Here is a 19,215-nt window from a genome sequence, read left to right as displayed (position 1 = left end):
TTTTGTAGAATATAGAGAGGCCTTACTTTGGTAACGGAACAAATGAAATGGTTAAAATCGTATTGATTGATCAGGAGGGATGAATGGTTGGAACGTTTATGGACCAGGTCCTTTATTTTGATGACATTGGGATTACTATTTTTATTTACTGCCTTTTATATGCTGTATCCTACGCTTCCGCTATTTATTAAAGAGATGGGCGGCAATGAACAGCAAGTGGGACTGGCAATGGGAGCATTGATGTTATCTTCTGTCTTATTCAGGCCGTTTGTCGGTGGGTTGCTGGATCGATTCGGCAGGCGTCCGTTTATGATTGGAGGACTGCTCGTTTTCATTGCATCCATGTATATGTATAACTGGGTTGGAGGCGTCTTGGTACTGATGGGACTCCGAATGATACACGGTATAAGCTGGGCTATGTCGACGACTTCCATGATGACTGCCGTCACCGATATGATTCCGGCCAATCGTCGCGGGGAAGGGATGGGGTGGTTCAGTACCTCCATGACTTTCGCGATGGCGATTGGCCCCATGATCGGATTAAGTATCATGCAAGGCCAATCCTATCAGAGCATGTTCCTGTTTGCAGTTGTTCTATCTGCCGTTGCACTGTTATTGACGCTTGCTGCTAAAATGCCGTTCATACCGACAGCGGATCAGAAGAAGATTCAGATAATCGAAAAATCGGTTTTGCCTGTAATGGCACCGATATTTTTTCTTTTTGTGGCGTATGGAGGAATTACAACGTTTGTTCCGCTATTTGCAGCTGAGATCCAGGTCAATTCCGGTACTTTTTTTCTCATCTACGCAGCAACGCTTGCCCTTTCTCGTCCAATCGCAGGAAAACTCTCTGATCGAATCGGAGAGGTGGCTGTGATTGTGCCGGCTCTTATCATTACGATGGCGGCACTCCTTGTCTTGAGTTTCTCGACCAGTTTGTTTGGGGTATTGTGTTCTGCTGTTCTGTACGGCATTGGTTTTGGATCTGCGCAGCCTTCTCTTCAGGCCATAACACTTCGTATGGCGCCGAAGGAACGTCAAGGTGCTGCCAATGCCTTTTTCTCGACGGCGACGGATCTGGGAATTGGCCTGGGAGCCATTTTGCTGGGATTGGTTTCGGAATACATGAGCTACAGCGTTCTATTTAGTGTCAGCGCCTTATCTGTTTTTGTAGCCTTGTTGTTGTTTGCTATACATGTGAAAAAGTCCATTCAAGGGAAGAGAACGTATCTTCAGAAAGATGAGGCATTGTAGCAGCCATAACATCACCGTATGCTGTCTTTTCTCATATTGCTCTAAAATCATGATTGATGCCGTGGGAAAAAGGTTGGTTACAATTTTAAGCAATGGAAAATGGTTTTTGGATATCAGTCGATTGTGATTCGTAGCTTATAAAGAAACGGGGAAAAAGCATGAAAATAGATAGCCCGAAAATTCAGGAACAATCGATGACCGTAGAAACCATTCATGTATTGGAGTCCAAAACAGAATACCGGAATCAACTCATTGAACAGATCTCACTCGATAACCAGGAAGCACTCAAAGTATCCTTCGAGAATGTCATTTTCAGAAATGTGATGATCTCTGATTCCACGCTGGAGCAATTTGAATTTACGGATGTTGTTTTTGAAAATTGTGATTTCTCCAACGTCAATTTCTCAGGTGCTATCATGCACCGGGCCGCATGGACCAACTGCAAATTTGTTGGCACGGATTTTTCAACCAGCAGAATGCAAAACGTTCAATTTGCTCAGTGTGTGGGGGACTACTCCAATTTTAGATTTGCCCATCTTAAACAAGTCGCTTTTGCTGAATGCTCATTAATTAGTGCTGACTTCGCCTATCTAGCCTTGCAAAAAATGCAGCTGGACCATTGTAATATCGATCAGGCTTTCATGACAGGTACGAAATTAAAGGGTTTGGATCTTAGCAATTGCCAATTTGACTCGCTCGTATTGAACATGGAAGATCTGAATGGCTGCGTTATTTCACCTTATCAAGCGGCGACCTTCGTCGGATTAATGGGAATTGTGATCAAATCATAAAAGACTTGCCCCAAGGGGAGAAGTGTGTATAATAGGTAACATAAAATCATACGACATGCTTTCTAGGGTTCCGCGAGTGAGATCGGCCTGGTCCGAGAGAAAGCTCATAACCTGATGGTTATGCCACGGAGGGATAAAAGCCTGGGAGATAAACTGCTTGAATGCAGTTTGTTTCCCGGGCTTTTTTTATTTGCTCTCTAAGACACAACCTAATCGTTGTTGTTGTATGAAATTAGATACCAAAAGGAGTAGGTCAAAATGAACAAAACCTGGTTGTCTGTTGTGATTGCAGCCCTTTTTGAAGTGGGTTGGGTGATTGGCTTAAAGCATGCGAGTGGTCTGTTGGAATGGGGAGCAACGGTGATCGCCATTGGTGTTAGCTTTTCCTTGATGATTGCGGCTTCCCGTACACTTGATGTCGGAACGGTATACGCAGTATTTGTTGGATTGGGAACGGCTGGCACGGTGCTGGCAGAGATCCTGTTATTCGGGGCTGCTGTCCAAGCTGGGAAAATGATACTCATTGGTGTGTTACTGCTCGGAGTAATCGGACTGAAAATGGTAAGCAAGCAGAAAACGAAGGAGGCGCATCATTCATGAATTGGGTATTTCTTATTATGGCAGGCCTATTTGAGATGTTAGGTGTATTGATGATTAATAAATGGAACAAAGACCGTAATTGGATATCCATCCTGCTCTTAGTTGCAGGTTTTGGGTTAAGCTTCTGGCTGCTGTCTCTGGCTATGAAAACACTGCCCATGGGGACGGCGTATGCTGTGTGGACAGGAATAGGTGCTTCCGGAGGAGCGATTCTTGGCATGATTTTCTATGGGGAATCCCGAAACGCATTCCGAATATTGTTTATTGCGATGGTGCTTGGATCTGCGGTTGGGTTAAAACTGGTAAGCTGACATTGGGATTAAAAGATAATATACAGATCGTCTTTTTAATGGTATACTTATTCGTTACGTGTGATAACAAGATACATCTAATATATATGGACGTCATGAAGGAGACTCAATGAACTTTAAAGACTTGAATATCATTCCACCCATCTTAGAAGGATTGAACAAAGCGAACTATACGAACCCTACACCTATTCAGGAACAAGCAATCCCAGCCGTATTGGCAGGCAGAGACTTGCTTGGCTGTGCACAGACAGGAACAGGGAAGACGGCAGCATTTTCGGTGCCGATCATTCAATTATTAAGCGAAAATCCTAGTGGTCCCAGACAAGGACGCCGTATTCGCTCCTTGATTTTAAGCCCAACCCGAGAGCTGGCTATCCAGATTGCGGATAACATTAAGACGTATAGCCGTTATACGGATATTCGCTGCGCCGCTATCGTTGGTGGTGTTTCACAGAAGGTGCAAGAACGAGCGCTGAGCCAGGGTGCAGATATTATTATCGCCACGCCAGGCAGATTGATGGATCTGGTTAACCAAAAACGTATTGATTTGAAATCCATTGAGATTTTGGTATTAGATGAAGCTGACCGGATGCTGGATATGGGCTTTATTCATGATGTGAAGCGAATCATCTCCAAGATGCCGATCAAGAAACAAACCCTTTTCTTCTCAGCTACGATGCCTCCGGAAATCACAAAAATGGTCAAAACGTTACTCATAGATCCTGTGAAAGTTGAAATTACGCCGGTATCTTCTACGGTAGACCGAATTGAACAGTTTGTGTATTTATTGGAGAATGGCAAGAAACAACATATGTTAAATCATATTTTGCAGGATAAATCCATTGTTTCGGCACTGGTGTTCACCCGCACGAAGCGCGGCGCTGACCGTGTTACACGTGAGTTGACCAAAGTAAATGTTACTGCTCAAGCCATTCATGGTGACAAGTCTCAGAATGATCGACAAAAAGCATTGAACAATTTCAAAAGCGGAGTCACCCGAGTGCTGGTAGCGACAGATATTGCGGCAAGAGGAATTGACGTGGAAGAGCTCTCGCATGTCGTGAACTTTAACCTGCCTAATATTCCGGAGACCTATGTACATCGAATTGGCCGCACAGGCAGAGCAGGGCATAGTGGTATGGCAATCTCTTTTTGTGATAAGGAAGAAATGCCGTTCCTCAAGGATATTGAGAAGGTAATCAAGAAGAGCATTCCCGAAGTCAAAGATCATCCTTATCCGATGACGAGTGCTCCTGTGTTTGTAACAAACAGCAAGGGATCGAAGGCTGCAGCTAACAGTTCCATGACCAATAAACCGGCCAAGGCTAAGAAGAACCCTGCGCGTAAACCCAAGTCCGAATGGTTTACCAAGCCGGGGAAAGCGCAAAACAGTAATTTCAAACCCCATAAATCCAAAAGCAGTAAAGTCAATAAAAAAACGGTCTAACAAACGGGCAGAATTGCTTAGTTGAACTGTCCCCGAATCGTTTGGCAAGTCAAACACCTCAAAAAACCTTCCGCATTGTATCAGATGGAGGACCGTTTTGAGGTGTTTTTGCGTTGCGTTGGTTATTAGAGTGAATAACACTTTTGAAGTGAAGTTGAAAGCAGGCATTCGATAAAAATCATTTAATACAAAATAAAAGGTTTAATACAGCAAATTTGACTCTTTGGTAACATACAAGTAAAATTATTGAAATACAATCTTAGAATGAGGTGGATTACGCAATGCTTGAGCTTAGTTTTGATGACCCGGACAAGCTGGTAACGGTTACCCATGCCTTATCTACACGTTCCCGGGTAGATATCCTCCGCCTTCTTAATTCCAAAAACCTAAATATCGTGGAGATTGCTGAAGCTCTTAAACTTCCAGTATCCACCGTAGCCAACAATATCAAGATTTTGGAGGCTGCAAGATTAATTAATACAGAGCTGCTGCCGGCTTCTCGCGGCGCGATGAAAGTATGCAGTCGTAATTATGATGATATACACATTGCACTGAATTTGGATAAGGCGGGTCCCAGAGGTGGTGTTCAAGTCTATGAGGTAGACATGCCCATAGGTCATTATAGCGATTGCGAGGTATCTCCAACCTGTGGCATGGCCAATGCGGATGGAATGATTATACGTGAGGATGAACCTTCCAGTTTCTTTCACCCAAAGCATATTGGAGCTCAGATTATGTGGTTTCGAAAAGGATATGTTGAATATTTGATGCCACTGGAAATACCGCCCGGCGCAAGGATTGAATCGCTTGAAGTATCTATGGAAATGTGTTCTGAGGCACCTAACTACGATCACAATTGGCCTTCCGATATTTCGGTATGGATTAATGGCGTGGAGATTGGCATGTGGACATGTCCTGGGGACTTTGGTGACAGAAGGGGAAATCTTAATCCAGCCTGGTGGTATGAGTGGTCTACCCAATATGGTTTGCTGAAGACATGGCGAGTAGACAAAGAGAAGACTTCGCTTGATATGGAGAAGGTTTCGCCTGTTACATTAAATCAACTGAACCTCATGGATAGTCACAAATTGCGCTTGCGGGTGGGCATCAAACCAGATGCTGTTCACCAGGGTGGGATGAACCTGTTTGGCAGAGAATTTGGAGATCACGATCAGAACATTAAAATGACCATAAATTACGTAATGAATTCCGATGTGGATTGAAGAGAAAAGCTTTAGTTGCGGATAAATTGTAACTAAAGCTTTTTTTGATTGGATAATTACAATAAATATAATTGAAAGCGTTGACATTAAGGTGTTTGGTGGCTATAATCCCACTATAGATACATAAATAATGTAACAAATCAAGTATATCGTTTGTATCTATAATATTAGAATAAAGGGGATACTCGCATGAAAAGAAGAGTGGGCTTGTTGACACTAACATTACTTCTCTCTGTGTCTATGATTTTAAGTGCATGCAGTGGAAACAGTGGTGGTGCCGACGGTGATGCCGCAAGTGAAGGGAAAGTGAGCTTGTCCTTCTGGACATTGTTCGATGGTGGCGATGGGGCAAACATGCAAGCATTAGTTGATGAATTCAACAAAACCCATCCGGACATCGAAGTGAAAAATACCAAGCTTGCCTGGGGCGAGTATTATACTAAACTTGTCACCGCGGTTGGTAACGGCAACGGACCGGACATCGGCATATCCCATTCCTCTAGGCTTCCCGATTTGATTGATCAGGGGGTAGTCACTGAACTCGATACACCCGCTGCAGATGCAGGCGTAGATTGGAATTCCTACAATCAAAATCTTTTGAGTGCGGTTACAGTAGACGATCAGCATTATGCAGTACCCATTGATACACATGCTTTTATCATGTTTTACAATAAAAAGCTGCTGAAAGAAGCTGGTCTGCTCGGCGAAGACGGAAAACCCGTGTTGGAACAATCAGCTTATGGTTTTGTAAGTTTCCTTAAAACATTAAAAGAAAAGTTGCCAGCCAAGGCTACTCCATTTGCACTATCCAATAACAATGATGATCCTTTCCGACTATGGTGGTCATTGTATTCGCAATTGGGTGGGAATGATGTAATATCGGACGATCTGAAATCTGCGGCTATTGATAAAGAAAAGGGGATCAAAGCAGCCGATTATATTCAGAAGTTGTATACCGAAGGCTATATCAAGAAAAATGATCCGGATTTTTATAAAAATTTCCAAAGCGGAACAGCCGCAATTACCATGACGGGTGTCTGGACGACAGGAACATGGGAATCCACCAAAGATTTTGAGTTTGGTGCAATGCCGATACCTAAATTTTACGATCAGGAAGCAACATGGGGAGACTCTCACACGATTATTCTGCCTTTGACTCAGGATGAAGACGAAGCAAAGCGTAAAGCGGCGATGATTTTCGCCGATTGGGTTGCGGATAATGGCCAGGTATGGGCCAAAGCCGGCCATATTCCTTCCAAACCATCCGTTCTGGAAAAACAGGAATTTAAGGATATGCCTTACCGCAGCGATTATTCTGAAGTAGCAAGTGTCGTTAAGTTCAGCAAAAAATCAACCAAAACTGCCCAAATCCGTGAAGAAGTCGCCTTTAAATTTTTGAATGAAGTATGGGTCAATAAAATGACTCCGGCTGATGCCATGAACAACATGGAGGCAGGCATTCAGAAAATACTGAGTGAATAGAAGGAAGACGGGTCACGCAAGCTTGCGCATGTGTAGGCATTAACGTTGGCTTGCGTGTCGATCAAAGGGGAGACGGGTATGAAGTTCAAAAAAATGAGGACGGAGATGCAGGCGCTTGTTTTTCTGCTTCCCTTCCTAATTGTGTATGTATTGTTTACCATTTGGCCGATGATTAAAGGCATTGAAATGACCTTTTACAAATGGACACTCATTAAGAAAATGGACTTTGTTGGCCTGGATAACTTCCGCAAGGTACTTCAGGACAGGGAAGTCTGGGAAGCGATATGGCACTCGACCTTCTTTGTTTTTCTAAGTACTCCGACCATGATCATACTTGCCATTGTGCTGGCTCTGATTGCGAATCGAAAATCGGTTCTGCAAAAGTTTTACCGGATTATCTTCTTTATCCCAAGTGTACTCTCGGTTGCTGTCGCAGCTTATCTGGGGTTGTTCGTATTCCAGCCTTATACCGGTTTTGTCAATTCTGTACTGCATCTCATCGGCCTGTTACCCCAAAACGCCGAAATTTTCTGGCTGACTGAAACAAACCTGGCCTGGATCGTCATTACCGTTGTAACTTTGTGGTGGACGGTAGGTTTTAACTTTATTCTGTATTTGTCGGCGCTTCAGGAGATACCGGATGAGATCTATGAAGCAGCACGATTGGATGGAGCGAGTGACTCGCAAATATTTTGGAGAATTACCCTTCCATATCTTTCTCCACTCACCAAAACCATTACGATGCTTCAAATTATCGCTTCATACAAGGTCTTCATGCAGATCTATGTTATTACAGGCGGAGGCCCACTGGATCAGACACGTCCGATTATCCAGTTAATCTATCAAACCGGATTTAGAAATAATAACCTCGGTTATGCCGCGACGATGTCCTATATTTTATTCTTCATACTCCTGGTATTATCCGTGCTGCAGTACTGGATGAACAACCGGAAGGGAGTGGATAGCTGATGAAGTGGCTGTTTCGTATAAGTTCTGCATTGATGGCTGTACTGTTTGCGGCTCCGTTGGTTTGGATGCTTGTTGTATCGATCAAGGAAGAAGGCATGAAGATCATTACAGTCCTGGATTGGTTTAAGCCTCCGTATTCTTTGGCTGTGTACGAAGAGATTCTAACGACGACCAAATTGTCTCAATGGATTGCCAACAGTTTGTTCGTGGCCGTGATTGTAACGTTGCTTACTGTCATTTTTGCAGCAATGGCGGGGTTTGCGCTATCCAAGGTACCATTTCGCTATCGTACCATTGTTTTCTTTTTCATCCTTGGAGGCCTGTTAATTCCGGGGGAAGCTACCATTATTCCACTCTATCAGGTGGCAAAAGATCTTCATTTGCTGAATTCGTACAGCGGACTCATCATTCCGGCTCTTGCTTCGCCTGTAGCTGTCATTGTACTCAAAAGTTTCTTTGACGGTGTTCCCAATGATCTGCTCGAAAGTGTACAGATTGATGGTGGTGGCTTCTGGAGAATATTCACCAGCATCATGTTACCTCTCACTCGTCCGGCAATGGCTTCCATGGCCATTCTGACGTTTATCGGTTCCTGGAACAACTTCCTGTGGCCGTTCCTTTCGATCACCGACGACAATTTATTTACACTGCCGATGGGTATTCCTACACTTATGGGTCAATATTCTGAGGATTATGTCAAACCAATGGTTATTAATGCAGTGGCTTCAGTACCTATCATTATTTTGTTTATCATTTTCGAGAAGCAGATTGTCAAGGGAATCAGCATGTCCGGAATTAAGGGGTAATGTGAGCAAGTCTGAATTTCATAAAACGATAAAACTGCTATGTCAGGCCAGCGCGCCCAATGTAGCTCAAGGGAGAATGGAGAAACGATATGACAACCAAATTTTACAATAAGGATTATCCAAGACCGCAGTTTGTACGTAAAGACTGGCTGAATTTGAATGGCGAATGGGACTTTAGTTTTGATGACAATCAGGTAGGTGAGAGTGAACATTGGTATGATCAAGCTGAATTTCCAAAAGGACTCAAAATTAAAGTTCCCTTTACCTATGAAACTCAGGCAAGCGGAATCGGAATCGAGACATTTCATCCACTGGTTTGGTACCGCAAGCTGGTGACCATTCCTCAAGAGGTAAAGGGCAAGAGAACTATTCTTCACTTCCAAGGGGTGGATTATCGCGCAAAATGCTGGGTTAATGGAAGGGTTGCGGGTGAACATGAGGGGGGATATGCGGCATTTTCCTTCGACATTACACCATATATCACTTACGGTTCGGAGAACAATATTGTTCTTGAAGTAGCAGACAGTCAGAGTGCAATGCAGCCTCGGGGGAAACAGCGCTGGGTAGATGAAAACTTTGAATGCTTTTATGTGCAAAGCACCGGGATTTGGAAGAGTGTCTGGCTGGAGCATGTGAGTGAAGCAAGGGTTGAAACGGTCAAGATGACGCCCGATATCGACCGTCATATGATTCGTTTGGACTTTCAATTGAATGGGATTGAAGGCAGGAACAACTTACGTCTGGAAACAAGGATTGAGCTGAAGGGTCAGCATGTGCAAACCATCAGCCTGTCTCCGGATAGACCTTGGATGACCGTGGAGGCCAGTGTCAAACATGAGGCGGGCGGCCCGTGGAAACAGTCGTTGTGGTCTCCGGATTCACCGAATCTGTACGATATCGAGTTTGTTATGTACGAAAATGAGAAGGAAATCGATCGGATTCATTCCTATTTCGGCATGCGAAAAATATCGATTGAAAATGGGCAGGTTCTGCTGAACAATGCTCCGCTCTATCAACGACTTATTCTGGATCAGGGTTATTGGCCTGAAAGCCATTTGACACCTCCATCAGTAGAAGCGCTGATCGAAGATATTGATAAAATTGCCGAGATGGGATATAACGGCATTCGCAAACATATGAAACTGGAAGATCCACGCTTTTTATATTGGTGTGATGTAAAGGGTATGCTGGTCTGGTCGGAAATGGCTGCGACCTTTGAATTCAATGATGAAGCTGTTAGCCGTTTTACCAAGGAATGGCTCGAGATTGTACCACAACAATACAATCATCCAAGCGTGATCACCTGGGTTCCGTTTAATGAATCATGGGGAATACCGACAATCGCTCACGAGGTGGCACAGCAGCAGTTTACGCAATCCATTTATCATCTGACCAAAGCCATTGATCCTTATCGTCCGGTCATTACTAATGACGGATGGGAGCATACGGTATCGGATATTCTGACAATCCACGATTATGTGGAGTCAGGAGATGTCTTTTTGGAACGTTATCAGGATAAGGACATGATTGTAAACAACAAGATCTCCTCTAATCGATGGAAGTTTGCTTTTGCCGAAGGTTACGAGTATAAAGGACAGCCCATTATCATCAGTGAATTCGGGGGCATTGCCTTTCAATCGGATGAAGGCTGGGGCTATGGCAATCAGGTGGACTCCGTTGAAGCCTTTGTTGAACGCTTTCGTTCAATTACGGGAGCGATCAAGGCTATTCCTTATATCTCGGGCTATTGTTATACACAGGTCACGGATGTGCAGCAGGAGATTAATGGTCTGTTAACTGAAGATCGTCAGCCGAAAGTGCCGCTTGAAGTCATCCGCAAAATCAATCTGGCATAAAGGCTCAAGTATACATTACAGATTCATGGGAACAGGGGTGTAGATCACAATGTTACGTGAAGATTACCCAAGACCGCAATTTGTGCGACAGAACTGGATGAGTTTGAATGGGGAATGGGAATTTGTATTTGCAGACTGATGAAGTTCGATTATTCAGTCTGGAACCAGGAGATATTTATGGGGCTATGAGCAGGCTTAATGTATGCTGAGCTATTGCATAAAAATGGTGAAGAAGAACCGACTCGTACGGAGTCGGTTCTTCTTCAACCAAAGATAGACCATTAAAATTGGATGCCAATCCCCAACATTTTGATTATGTTACACTTGCATGTAATCTTAATTATCAATTAACGCGCTTAATTCTGCCTGGAATACTTTTTGATGATTTTGATTATAGGTCGTGAGCAGGACGGTAACAATGCCATTGCCTCTGCGTCTTGGGAGCAGTTCTATCACCTCTGCAACTACGCTCAGCTCATCATCCGGAAATACAGGCTTGATAAACTGAATATGATTCATCCCCGTACCTGCGACAACATTTTCTCCATAAACGCCTACTTCAATCCACAGCTTAAAGGAGATGTTCATCGTTTGCATGCCGGAAGCAATCAGGCTGCCGAAACGTCCTTTTTTGGCCTTTTCCTCATCCAAATGCATGTACTGTGGATCATAAATCTTCGCAAACTCCATAATATCGGTCTTGGACAGTTTAATCGATTTGGTTTCGTAGCGCTGACCTACGGCATATTCACTAAATTTCAATGCGGACACCTCGTTCATTTCGTATGTTTATTTATATATCATTCATCATGTCACTCATGGCAAATTTCTGAAGAGACTCTGTGGCCGTTTGTTTATTTTTGGCATAGTCCATATTGTAAATGCAGGAGAACAACACGTTTAACACATATTCCAGGGCAATCTGCGAAGAGAAGGTTCCAATCTTGGTGAACTTCTCCTCGTCGTTGGCAACCTGTAAACATAAAGTACTCCATTTAGCCAACTCACTCTGGGGCTTTGCTGTTATTGTAACAAACGGAATACCTTCACGTTTGAAGTGACGTGCTGCCTTCATGTAGTTTAATGACTTCCCGTGATACGTTAGAAACATGGCACAGTCGCTTGATGTTACATTGAGAGTATGGTGCGCCCACTCGGAAAGTTCGGTCGCAATGATCGCATACTTGTTGATTTTAATCAATTTATTTTGGAAGCTTTTGGCCCGGATCTGCGAATCGCCCAAGGCATAGATGAAGATTCGATCTGCTTGGTGCAGCAGCAGTGCCGTTTGGGTAAGCAGGCCGTCGTCCAGAATGGCGGCGTTTTTTGAGATCGTTTCTTTCATCAAATCGGCAATCTCTGCAGCCACCTGAAGAGGAGATTCACCGACACCAAAAGGATAATTGGCATCAACATGGTTGGAACCATTCTGGGTACTCTGCTGGAATTCACGGGCAAGTGTGATGATAAATTCCTTGTAACCTGTCATCCCGAGTTTGCGTGTTAGACGGTTTATGGCAGAATGCGATGTATATGTAACTTGAGCAAGCTCCTGAATAGTGCAGTGAAGCATGCGTTCCCGCTGACTTAAAATATATGATGCAATGCTCTGTTCGTTAGGTGTAAAATGCTGCATTTCTGACAATTGCATCAGCAGTTTCAATCGGTTCACCCCGGATTCTATCATTCTGTTGAGTTAAAATGATGTTTAATTGAACATTTTGCCCAATATTAATGTGCCATATTAACTGAACTTTGGTCAAATGTACCATAATGCATGGATAACCTTTACGCGCAGCACTCTTCTTCTATAATAAAAGAAACAGAGCAGCAGGGGGGAACAACCATGTTAACGATTGGTTATATTGGCAATGGCAAAAGCACAAACCGTTATCATCTTCCTTTTTCATTGAATCGGGAGCACTTGAACGTAAAAACGATCTATGCCCGGAACCCGGACAAAACGGATTGGGACAAGGTGCCAGGGATTCACTACACGAACGATATGTCGAGCCTGATGAATGATGAGGAGATTCAGTTAGTTGTAATCTGTACGCATACAGAATCTCATTATAGTTATGCCAAGATGGCACTGGACCATGGTAAACATGTGCTAGTTGAGAAACCGTTCATGTTAACCAAAGAGGAAGCGGAATCCATATTTCAATACGCCAAGGAGAAGAACCTGGTCATTCAATGTTATCAGAATAGAAGATATGATTCGGATTTTCTGACAACTCAAAAAGTTATTGAATCCGGGAAGCTTGGGGATCTGCTTGAAGTGGAGATGCACTATGATTATTATCGCCCGGAAATTCCGAACGGCACGACGGAGTTCTCTCCTTACAGCGGTTACCTATACGGACATGGAGTGCACACGATCGATCAAGTGATATCTTATTTTGGTCAACCGGACACGATTCGTTCAGATGTGCGTCAATTACTCGGTGCTGGCAGAATGAACGATTACTTTGATCTGGACTTTTATTATTCAACCCTGAAGGTATCCGTTAAATCGAGCTTTTTCCGTTTGAAACCACGCCCGAGCCTGATTGCTTATGGTAAAAACGGAGTGTTTGTCAAACAAACGGAAGACCGTCAAGAGGAACATTTGAAATTATTTTACCTACCCAAAGGACATGCTGATTTTGGTGTGGATTTGCCCCAACATTATGGCACGCTAACCTATATAGATGAGGAAGGTGTGTATCATGAAGAGAAGGTGGTCTCTGAAAGGGGTGATTATGCCCGTGTGTACGATGATATCTATGAGGCCATCATTCACGGCAAGGATAAAGTCATCAAGGATGAAGAAACATTAACGGTAATGGGCATTCTGGAAGAGGGGATAAGAGGCTTAAAGTAATGACTCACAGGTACTGATCGGTAGAAATTATGGATCAGTACCTTTTTCTATAAACAAGGGTTTGCCGAGGAGACATGCACCGGATAGCGTGATAAAATGCAGTGAATGATTCATACGATGTTGTTTCTAATAACAAAAGGATTGGTTTTTTGAGGGAGCATTATAATGATAACCATTAAAGATGTAGCAAAGAGGGCTGGTGTGGCCAGTTCTACCGTATCCTGTGTGCTTAATGGAAAAGACAATGTAAGTGAACTGACAAGACAGAAGGTGCTTGCTGCAGCTACCCAGCTCAATTACGTGAAGCATGGACCTGCTTCGGAATTAAAACGTAAAAATACACAAACCATCGGCGTGATGGTTCACGATATGTCTAGCCCCTATTTTTCCGATTTGGTACCGGGCATCGAATCAGCGATTAAGAGTCATGGTTATGATCTGATTGTATGCAGTTCAATGGGCGGGGAGAAATCCACGGCGAACCGATATATTCGGGAAAAGCGAATCGATGGAGCCATTGTGATCGCGCAGGATATTCCGGATGAATTACTCACGGAAGCTGCAGCCAGGGAGTTTCCGTTCGTGGTGATGGATCGGAAACTTGCGAATGAACATATCGTTAATGTTCTAATGGATGATGAGCAAGGGGGATATTTGGCAACAAAATATCTGATTGATCAAGGTCATCGCACGATCGCTTACATTAACGGACCGTTCAGTTCGGATTGTAATCTTCTTCGTTATCAAGGATTTTTGAGAGCGCTGAGCGAAGCCGACATCGAGGAAAAGAGCGAGTGGAGACTGGGTGGACAATTCTGCAAAGAGAGCGGTTATCATGCTGCCAAGATGCTGATAGAGAATGGTCTTCCCTCGGCTGTGTTTTTTGCAAATGATGACATGGCAATCGGTGGTCTGGAAGCATTCCGCGAGCATCACATTTCAGTACCGGAGCAAGTATCTGTCGTTGGATTCGACAATATCCATGTATCACAATATGTTTCTCCGCCGCTAACGACGTTTCGACAACCTAAGACAGATGCCGGATTGCTAGCCGGACATTTGCTCATTCAGATGTTGAACGGAGAGCAAGTTAAGCCTGTATTTACCCTGGATATTCAATGTGTGGAACGTCAGTCCGTTCGTACAGTGACGATTGAGTAATTTTTTTAAGCCGCCCTATAGAGCGGCTTTTTTCATGTGTGAAATTTATTTTCCTGATCCATTCGAAAGGAATCCTGCTCTTCATGCATAATATGATTACTAGGGCTTGGAAATTGGAAAATATGGAAAGGGTGATCTGATGGGAGTTCCAACGTTTCTTGAAACAGGTCATATGACAGAAGGGTTCCCGATCCGGGTAATTCACACGGGTGAACAGTTTAATTTTGCTGCACATTGGCATGAAGAGGTTGAATTGGTCGTTGTGAATGGAGAACGCGCGAGAATTGGAGTGAACAACGAGGTCTATGAGCTTGTACAAGGAGACGTTCTGCTGATCAAGCCGGGAGATGTACACTGTTTTTTGCCAGGTACCGAGTATTTAACCATTATCCTGTTTCGGCTGGAGTGGGTAACGGGAAATGTGGCAGCAGATCCTGAATCCCATGACCTCCGCGAACTTTTTCATAAAACAACAATGATTCCGTCGCTCATCTGTAATGAGAAGAATCTGGACCGATATATCAAGGCCATTTCCGAAGAGGAGAAAAGGCAGCAGCCGGGATACCGCTGGTTAATGGTAGCAAGGCTGTACGATCTCATCGTCCACCTGCTTCGGACCAAGGAACCGACTACAGAGCCATGTGTTTCCAAAGAGACCTGTAACGGAGCCAAAAGATTCGAATTCCTTGAATCGGTCTGCGAATATCTGGAGGAACATTACGCTGAACCCATCAAGCTGGATCATGTGGCTGAGCATATTAAATTCAGCAAATTTCATGTATGCAAGCTGTTTAAGGAGACTAAGGGAGTCACGTTGATGGAGTACCTGAACCACTTTCGTATTATCAAATCGGAATGGGCATTATTGTTTAGTCAGACCTCCATTTTGGATATCGCCATCGGGCATGGATTTAACAATGTGAACTCCTATAACCGACTGTTCAAAAAATATAATGGCTGTACACCTTCTGAATTCAGGAAGAAGCATCAGACCCATATCACAAAATATGAAGGATGATTCACAATATTTGAGGAGAAAGCCCTCGCCAAAATCACTATACTCGAATAAAATGTAAGCGTTTCCTTTTATTGAAGGAGGGGGCCCATGAAGACATTTAAATTGAAGTATCTCTCTATTATTGCACTTGTAAGTGCAGTGATGATCGTATCCGGTTGTCAGTCCAAGGGAGAGCAGGCATCCAATCAGGAAGAAATTACGGTGTGGAGTTTTACGGATGAGGCCGGTTATGCCATTGAGAAGTTTGAAGAAAAATATCCAGACATCAAGGTGAATTTCGTCAATATCCCCGGAAACTTTTACATTACCAAATTAAAATCCGCACTACAGACCACGTCGAAAGCACCTGATGTATTTATGATTGAAAATGCAAACATCAGAGAGCTGATTGATGTACCTTATCTGGAGAATCTGTCTTCATCCCCGTATAACGCGAATGAGCTGATTCCAGAACAATATCCATTTGTGCAGGCGAATGAAAAGGACAGTGAAGGCCATATTCGCGCCATTGGGTATCAGGGGACACCAGGAGGCATCTATTATCGCAGGGATTTGGCCAAAGAATATTTGGGAACGGACGACCCCGTGAAAGTGGGCGAACAGATCGGTACATGGAAAGACATATTTGAGATTGGAGAGAGGGTGCAGCAGGAGAGCGGAAATAAAGTACATGCACTGGCAAACTGGAATGCCATATCCAACTCCTATGATGGAATCCCTTGGGTAAAGGATGGCAAGCTTGTCATCGATCCAACGTATATGGAGGTATTGGACCTTGTGCGGGAAGCTCGTCAGCGCAAGGTGCTTGCGGAGTATGAAGAAGGAAGTGCGGGGCACGCCGCTTCGATGCAAAAGGGGGAAGTGATGTTCTACCCGGGTGCAACCTGGGCTTTGCAATATACCTTCAAGGCGAATGCGCCGGACACCGAAGGGTTGTGGGGGCTTGCACCTGGTCCGTCTTCATTTAGCGCAGGAGGCACGTATATCGCGATGTACAGTCAGAGTGAAAAAAAGGATTCGGCTTGGAAGTTTATTGAGTTTTATAACTTTGACCATGATTTCCTGTCTGAGCTGGCGAAGGAACAGGATTATTTTACAAGCAACATGGTCGTGAATGACCAGCTGGCACCATCCGTTACTTCAGCTTATTTGGGAGGGCAAAAGCATTTCGAGTTTTTCTCCGAGGCAGCCAAACAGGTTCCGGTCTACGAGCGAACCAAGTATGACTCTATTATTAATAATGACATTTATAAAAATGTCCTTCAGTTGTATCTCAATAATGATATCCAGACCAAAGAAGAAGCGGTGAAGCGAATCAAACGCGATGTGAAATTGAGATTTCCTGAGCTGGAAGTGGATTAGCCGAGGAGAACGGACCTTTTAATCATCCGATGACTGGAGGAACACATCATGTTTGTCAAATCGATCCGCAAAGACCACTATGGCTATTATTTTATCGCTCCATTCTTTATCATTTTCGCTATTTTTGGACTCTATCCTATTCTTTATTCTCTCTATATCAGTTTTACCAACTTTGATGGCATTACGACCCCTGAGTTCGTTGGGGTCGGAAACTATATTGCTGTACTGCAAGATCCGCTTTTCTATAAAACGCTGTTCAACACATTATTCATCTGGGGGGTATCTGTCGTCCCGCAGCTTACAGTCTCTCTTGTTCTTGCTTTTATCCTGAACGATAAGCTGCTTAAGGGAAGAGATTTCTTCAGAGCCGTGTATTTTTTTCCGAATATCGTTACGGCAGCATCACTTGGATTGCTTGTCAGCCTGATCTTTGATTGGCAGTCCGGCGGTCTGAATCACTTCCTGGTGCAGATTGGGCTGATTGATGGTCCGATCAACTGGAAGAATGATCCGTGGTTTATGAGACTTATTGTGTCAGCCATTCTGTTCTTTCAATATTTCGGATATTCAATGGTCATTTACCTTGCAGGGCTTCAGGGAATAGACCCGGCTCTACAGGAAGCGGCCCAGATGGATGGGGCGAAGAAGAAGCACATTTTTATTCATATTATCGTTCCAATGCTGCGACCGATCATTCTGTTTCAGATGATTACCTCCATTATTGGAGGCATTCAGATTTTCGACCAGCCGTTCACGCTCACCAATGGAAATGGTGGACCGGACCGTGCTGCCATGACCAGTATTATGTATCTCTATAATGTAGCATTCCAAAGCACACGCTTCGGTTACGGCGCAGCTATCGCCTTCTGTCTGTTCGTTATCATCATTCTCTTATCCGTTGTATCCTTCATCATGACCAGTCGGAAGAGTCGTTCATAGGGAGGGGGAAGTACTATGCAAACCGCAAAATCAATTGAGCAACCGAATGCAGCCATCCAGCAATATGCCAGCACGAAGCAGCTTACGATCGGCAAAGTGATCATCTACTTGTTCCTGACTGGTCTGGCTGTGATCTGTATCGTTCCGTTTTATCTGATGATTATCTATGCCACGCATAATAATGCGACCATTGCATCCACCTTTACTTTCCTTCCCGGACCATTCGTAGCGGATAATTACTTCAACATGGCCTCCAAAATCAACATTTGGCGCGGATTTGCGAACAGTCTTTTTATTGCCGGCACTTCAACCGTATTGTCACTGTATATTGGTTCATTAACCGCATATGGATTTGCCAAGTTCAAGTTTAAGGGACGTACCTGGCTGTTCATGTTTTTGCTGGCCACGATGATGGTGCCCGGGCAGCTGGCTCTGATCGGGATGTACCGGCTGTTCAGTACACTGGGGCTGTTGGACAGCTATGCTGCCATTATTTTACCTGCGGCAGCGAATGCTTTTAACGTATTTTTTATCAAACAATTTATGGAGAGCAGTATCCCCGACGAAATCATTGAATCGGCACGTGTGGACAGTGCAGGAGAGTTTCGGACATTCAATCAGATTGTGCTGCCCATTCTGGGACCTGCCATTTCGGCACTTGGCATATTTACGTTCATCGGCTCATGGAACAACTTCCTGACACCACTTGTTCTGTTCTTCTCATTGGATAAATACCCGCTTCCGGTCCTCGTTGCTCTGGTTCAGGGCTACTATGGTATGGATTATGGGTTGTTATATCTGGGAGTTGCGATTTCGATCCTGCCGATCATCATCGTCTTTGCGATCTTCTCCAGGCAGATTATAGGCAGCGTGGCGCTGGGAGCTGTGAAGGGATAGGTACCTTATATAGTAGGATTAACCTCTGGGCCAAGTGCCCTTTTTTTGTGCTTATATTTAAAATGAAAAAAGGAAGACAGCAAGCATTATGCTCACTTACTTGAAATGAGTTATAATGAGTAAGGCCAAAGCAACGCTTTACCAAGTCGCCATATGGCGGCTTTTTCCAGTCCTGCACCATCATTTTAAATAATTAATGATTAATTCGAATTAATTGCGACAAAATGGAGCTA

18 protein-coding genes and 1 riboswitch are annotated in these 19,215 nt (G+C 43.9%); of the genes, 16 read left to right on the top strand and 2 right to left on the bottom strand.

All coding sequences use genetic code 11. The annotated features are described in order from the left end of the window. The first annotated feature begins 87 nt into the window (after positions 1-87). From CHH60_RS05360 to CHH60_RS05315, 10 genes are all read left to right on the top strand, one after another. Positions 88-1,254, top strand: a complete 1,167-nt coding sequence (locus CHH60_RS05360; protein ID WP_095358263.1) for an MFS transporter — start codon at positions 88-90, stop codon at positions 1,252-1,254. Positions 1,255-1,412: 158 nt separating this feature from the next. Next, positions 1,413-2,045, top strand: coding sequence for a pentapeptide repeat-containing protein (locus tag CHH60_RS05355; protein WP_095358262.1), 633 nt, complete (start codon positions 1,413-1,415; stop codon positions 2,043-2,045). A gap of 51 nt (positions 2,046-2,096) precedes the next feature. After that, a riboswitch (guanidine-I (ykkC/yxkD leader) is annotated at positions 2,097-2,195 on the top strand. 108 nt (positions 2,196-2,303) lie between these two features. Further along, positions 2,304-2,645: a DMT family transporter gene (locus CHH60_RS05350; protein WP_095358261.1), complete on the top strand. Its 342-nt coding sequence runs from the start codon at positions 2,304-2,306 to the stop codon at positions 2,643-2,645. Beyond that, positions 2,642-2,956 (top strand): DMT family transporter, encoded by a 315-nt coding sequence (locus CHH60_RS05345; RefSeq protein WP_095358260.1) that lies wholly within the window; start codon positions 2,642-2,644, stop codon positions 2,954-2,956. Before CHH60_RS05350 ends, CHH60_RS05345 begins: the two co-directional genes overlap by 4 nt. A gap of 109 nt (positions 2,957-3,065) precedes the next feature. Next, complete coding sequence (locus CHH60_RS05340; protein WP_095358259.1) at positions 3,066-4,403, top strand: DEAD/DEAH box helicase; 1,338 nt, start codon at positions 3,066-3,068, stop codon at positions 4,401-4,403. Positions 4,404-4,684: 281 nt separating this feature from the next. Then, complete coding sequence (locus CHH60_RS05335) at positions 4,685-5,626, top strand: ArsR/SmtB family transcription factor (protein WP_095358258.1); 942 nt, start codon at positions 4,685-4,687, stop codon at positions 5,624-5,626. Between the two features lie 189 nt (positions 5,627-5,815). Then, positions 5,816-7,108: an ABC transporter substrate-binding protein gene (locus CHH60_RS05330; protein ID WP_095358257.1), complete on the top strand. Its 1,293-nt coding sequence runs from the start codon at positions 5,816-5,818 to the stop codon at positions 7,106-7,108. 78 nt (positions 7,109-7,186) lie between these two features. Further along, positions 7,187-8,077, top strand: coding sequence for a carbohydrate ABC transporter permease (locus CHH60_RS05325; protein WP_095287340.1), 891 nt, complete (start codon positions 7,187-7,189; stop codon positions 8,075-8,077). Then, positions 8,077-8,883, top strand: coding sequence for a carbohydrate ABC transporter permease (locus CHH60_RS05320; protein WP_095358256.1), 807 nt, complete (start codon positions 8,077-8,079; stop codon positions 8,881-8,883). Before CHH60_RS05325 ends, CHH60_RS05320 begins: the two co-directional genes overlap by 1 nt. Positions 8,884-8,972: 89 nt before the next feature. Beyond that, positions 8,973-10,739 (top strand): glycoside hydrolase family 2 protein, encoded by a 1,767-nt coding sequence (locus CHH60_RS05315; protein ID WP_095358255.1) that lies wholly within the window; start codon positions 8,973-8,975, stop codon positions 10,737-10,739. Positions 10,740-11,075: 336 nt separating this feature from the next. On the opposite strand, the gene CHH60_RS05310 is transcribed toward CHH60_RS05315, so the two are convergent. Together CHH60_RS05310 and CHH60_RS05305 are read right to left on the bottom strand one after the other, a co-directional pair. Beyond that, positions 11,076-11,501, bottom strand: a complete 426-nt coding sequence (locus CHH60_RS05310) for a MaoC family dehydratase (RefSeq protein WP_095358254.1) — start codon at positions 11,499-11,501, stop codon at positions 11,076-11,078. A gap of 31 nt (positions 11,502-11,532) precedes the next feature. Next, a complete protein-coding gene (locus CHH60_RS05305; RefSeq protein WP_095358253.1) occupies positions 11,533-12,402 on the bottom strand; it encodes a MurR/RpiR family transcriptional regulator in 870 nt (289 codons plus the stop codon). 183 nt (positions 12,403-12,585) lie between these two features. On the opposite strand from CHH60_RS05305, the gene CHH60_RS05300 reads away from it, so the two are divergent. From CHH60_RS05300 to CHH60_RS05275, 6 genes are all read left to right on the top strand, one after another. Next, positions 12,586-13,605: a Gfo/Idh/MocA family oxidoreductase gene (locus tag CHH60_RS05300; RefSeq protein ID WP_095358252.1), complete on the top strand. Its 1,020-nt coding sequence runs from the start codon at positions 12,586-12,588 to the stop codon at positions 13,603-13,605. A gap of 165 nt (positions 13,606-13,770) precedes the next feature. Continuing rightward, positions 13,771-14,766 carry a LacI family DNA-binding transcriptional regulator gene (locus CHH60_RS05295; protein ID WP_095358251.1) on the top strand — a complete coding sequence of 332 codons (996 nt, stop codon included), beginning with the start codon at positions 13,771-13,773 and terminating at the stop codon, positions 14,764-14,766. A gap of 106 nt (positions 14,767-14,872) precedes the next feature. Then, complete coding sequence (locus CHH60_RS05290; RefSeq protein WP_095358250.1) at positions 14,873-15,784, top strand: AraC family transcriptional regulator; 912 nt, start codon at positions 14,873-14,875, stop codon at positions 15,782-15,784. Positions 15,785-15,871: 87 nt separating this feature from the next. Next, positions 15,872-17,146: an ABC transporter substrate-binding protein gene (locus CHH60_RS05285; RefSeq protein WP_095358249.1), complete on the top strand. Its 1,275-nt coding sequence runs from the start codon at positions 15,872-15,874 to the stop codon at positions 17,144-17,146. A 48-nt stretch (positions 17,147-17,194) separates the two neighbouring features. Continuing rightward, positions 17,195-18,085, top strand: coding sequence for a carbohydrate ABC transporter permease (locus CHH60_RS05280; protein ID WP_095358248.1), 891 nt, complete (start codon positions 17,195-17,197; stop codon positions 18,083-18,085). 15 nt (positions 18,086-18,100) lie between these two features. Then, a complete protein-coding gene (locus CHH60_RS05275; protein ID WP_095358247.1) occupies positions 18,101-18,982 on the top strand; it encodes a carbohydrate ABC transporter permease in 882 nt (293 codons plus the stop codon). Positions 18,983-19,215 lie beyond the last annotated feature (233 nt).

Origin of the sequence: Paenibacillus sp. 7523-1, from assembly GCF_002276415.1 — a bacterium.
Classification (GTDB): domain Bacteria; phylum Bacillota; class Bacilli; order Paenibacillales; family Paenibacillaceae; genus Paenibacillus; species Paenibacillus illinoisensis_A.
This window is presented reverse-complemented; position numbering and strand designations above follow the sequence as displayed.

What these genes read in the sequence shown, in the direction of transcription:
- CHH60_RS05355 (WP_095358262.1), top strand. Translation starts at nt 1,413, where the DNA reads ATGAAAATAGATAGCCCGAAAATTCAGGAACAATCGATGACCGTAGAA.
- CHH60_RS05350 (WP_095358261.1), top strand. Translation starts at nt 2,304, where the DNA reads ATGAACAAAACCTGGTTGTCTGTTGTGATTGCAGCCCTTTTTGAAGTG.
- CHH60_RS05345 (WP_095358260.1), top strand. Translation starts at nt 2,642, where the DNA reads ATGAATTGGGTATTTCTTATTATGGCAGGCCTATTTGAGATGTTAGGT.
- CHH60_RS05340 (WP_095358259.1), top strand. Translation starts at nt 3,066, where the DNA reads ATGAACTTTAAAGACTTGAATATCATTCCACCCATCTTAGAAGGATTG.
- CHH60_RS05335 (WP_095358258.1), top strand. Translation starts at nt 4,685, where the DNA reads ATGCTTGAGCTTAGTTTTGATGACCCGGACAAGCTGGTAACGGTTACC.
- CHH60_RS05330 (WP_095358257.1), top strand. Translation starts at nt 5,816, where the DNA reads ATGAAAAGAAGAGTGGGCTTGTTGACACTAACATTACTTCTCTCTGTG.
- CHH60_RS05325 (WP_095287340.1), top strand. Translation starts at nt 7,187, where the DNA reads ATGAAGTTCAAAAAAATGAGGACGGAGATGCAGGCGCTTGTTTTTCTG.
- CHH60_RS05320 (WP_095358256.1), top strand. Translation starts at nt 8,077, where the DNA reads ATGAAGTGGCTGTTTCGTATAAGTTCTGCATTGATGGCTGTACTGTTT.
- CHH60_RS05315 (WP_095358255.1), top strand. Translation starts at nt 8,973, where the DNA reads ATGACAACCAAATTTTACAATAAGGATTATCCAAGACCGCAGTTTGTA.
- CHH60_RS05300 (WP_095358252.1), top strand. Translation starts at nt 12,586, where the DNA reads ATGTTAACGATTGGTTATATTGGCAATGGCAAAAGCACAAACCGTTAT.
- CHH60_RS05295 (WP_095358251.1), top strand. Translation starts at nt 13,771, where the DNA reads ATGATAACCATTAAAGATGTAGCAAAGAGGGCTGGTGTGGCCAGTTCT.
- CHH60_RS05285 (WP_095358249.1), top strand. Translation starts at nt 15,872, where the DNA reads ATGAAGACATTTAAATTGAAGTATCTCTCTATTATTGCACTTGTAAGT.
- CHH60_RS05280 (WP_095358248.1), top strand. Translation starts at nt 17,195, where the DNA reads ATGTTTGTCAAATCGATCCGCAAAGACCACTATGGCTATTATTTTATC.
- CHH60_RS05275 (WP_095358247.1), top strand. Translation starts at nt 18,101, where the DNA reads ATGCAAACCGCAAAATCAATTGAGCAACCGAATGCAGCCATCCAGCAA.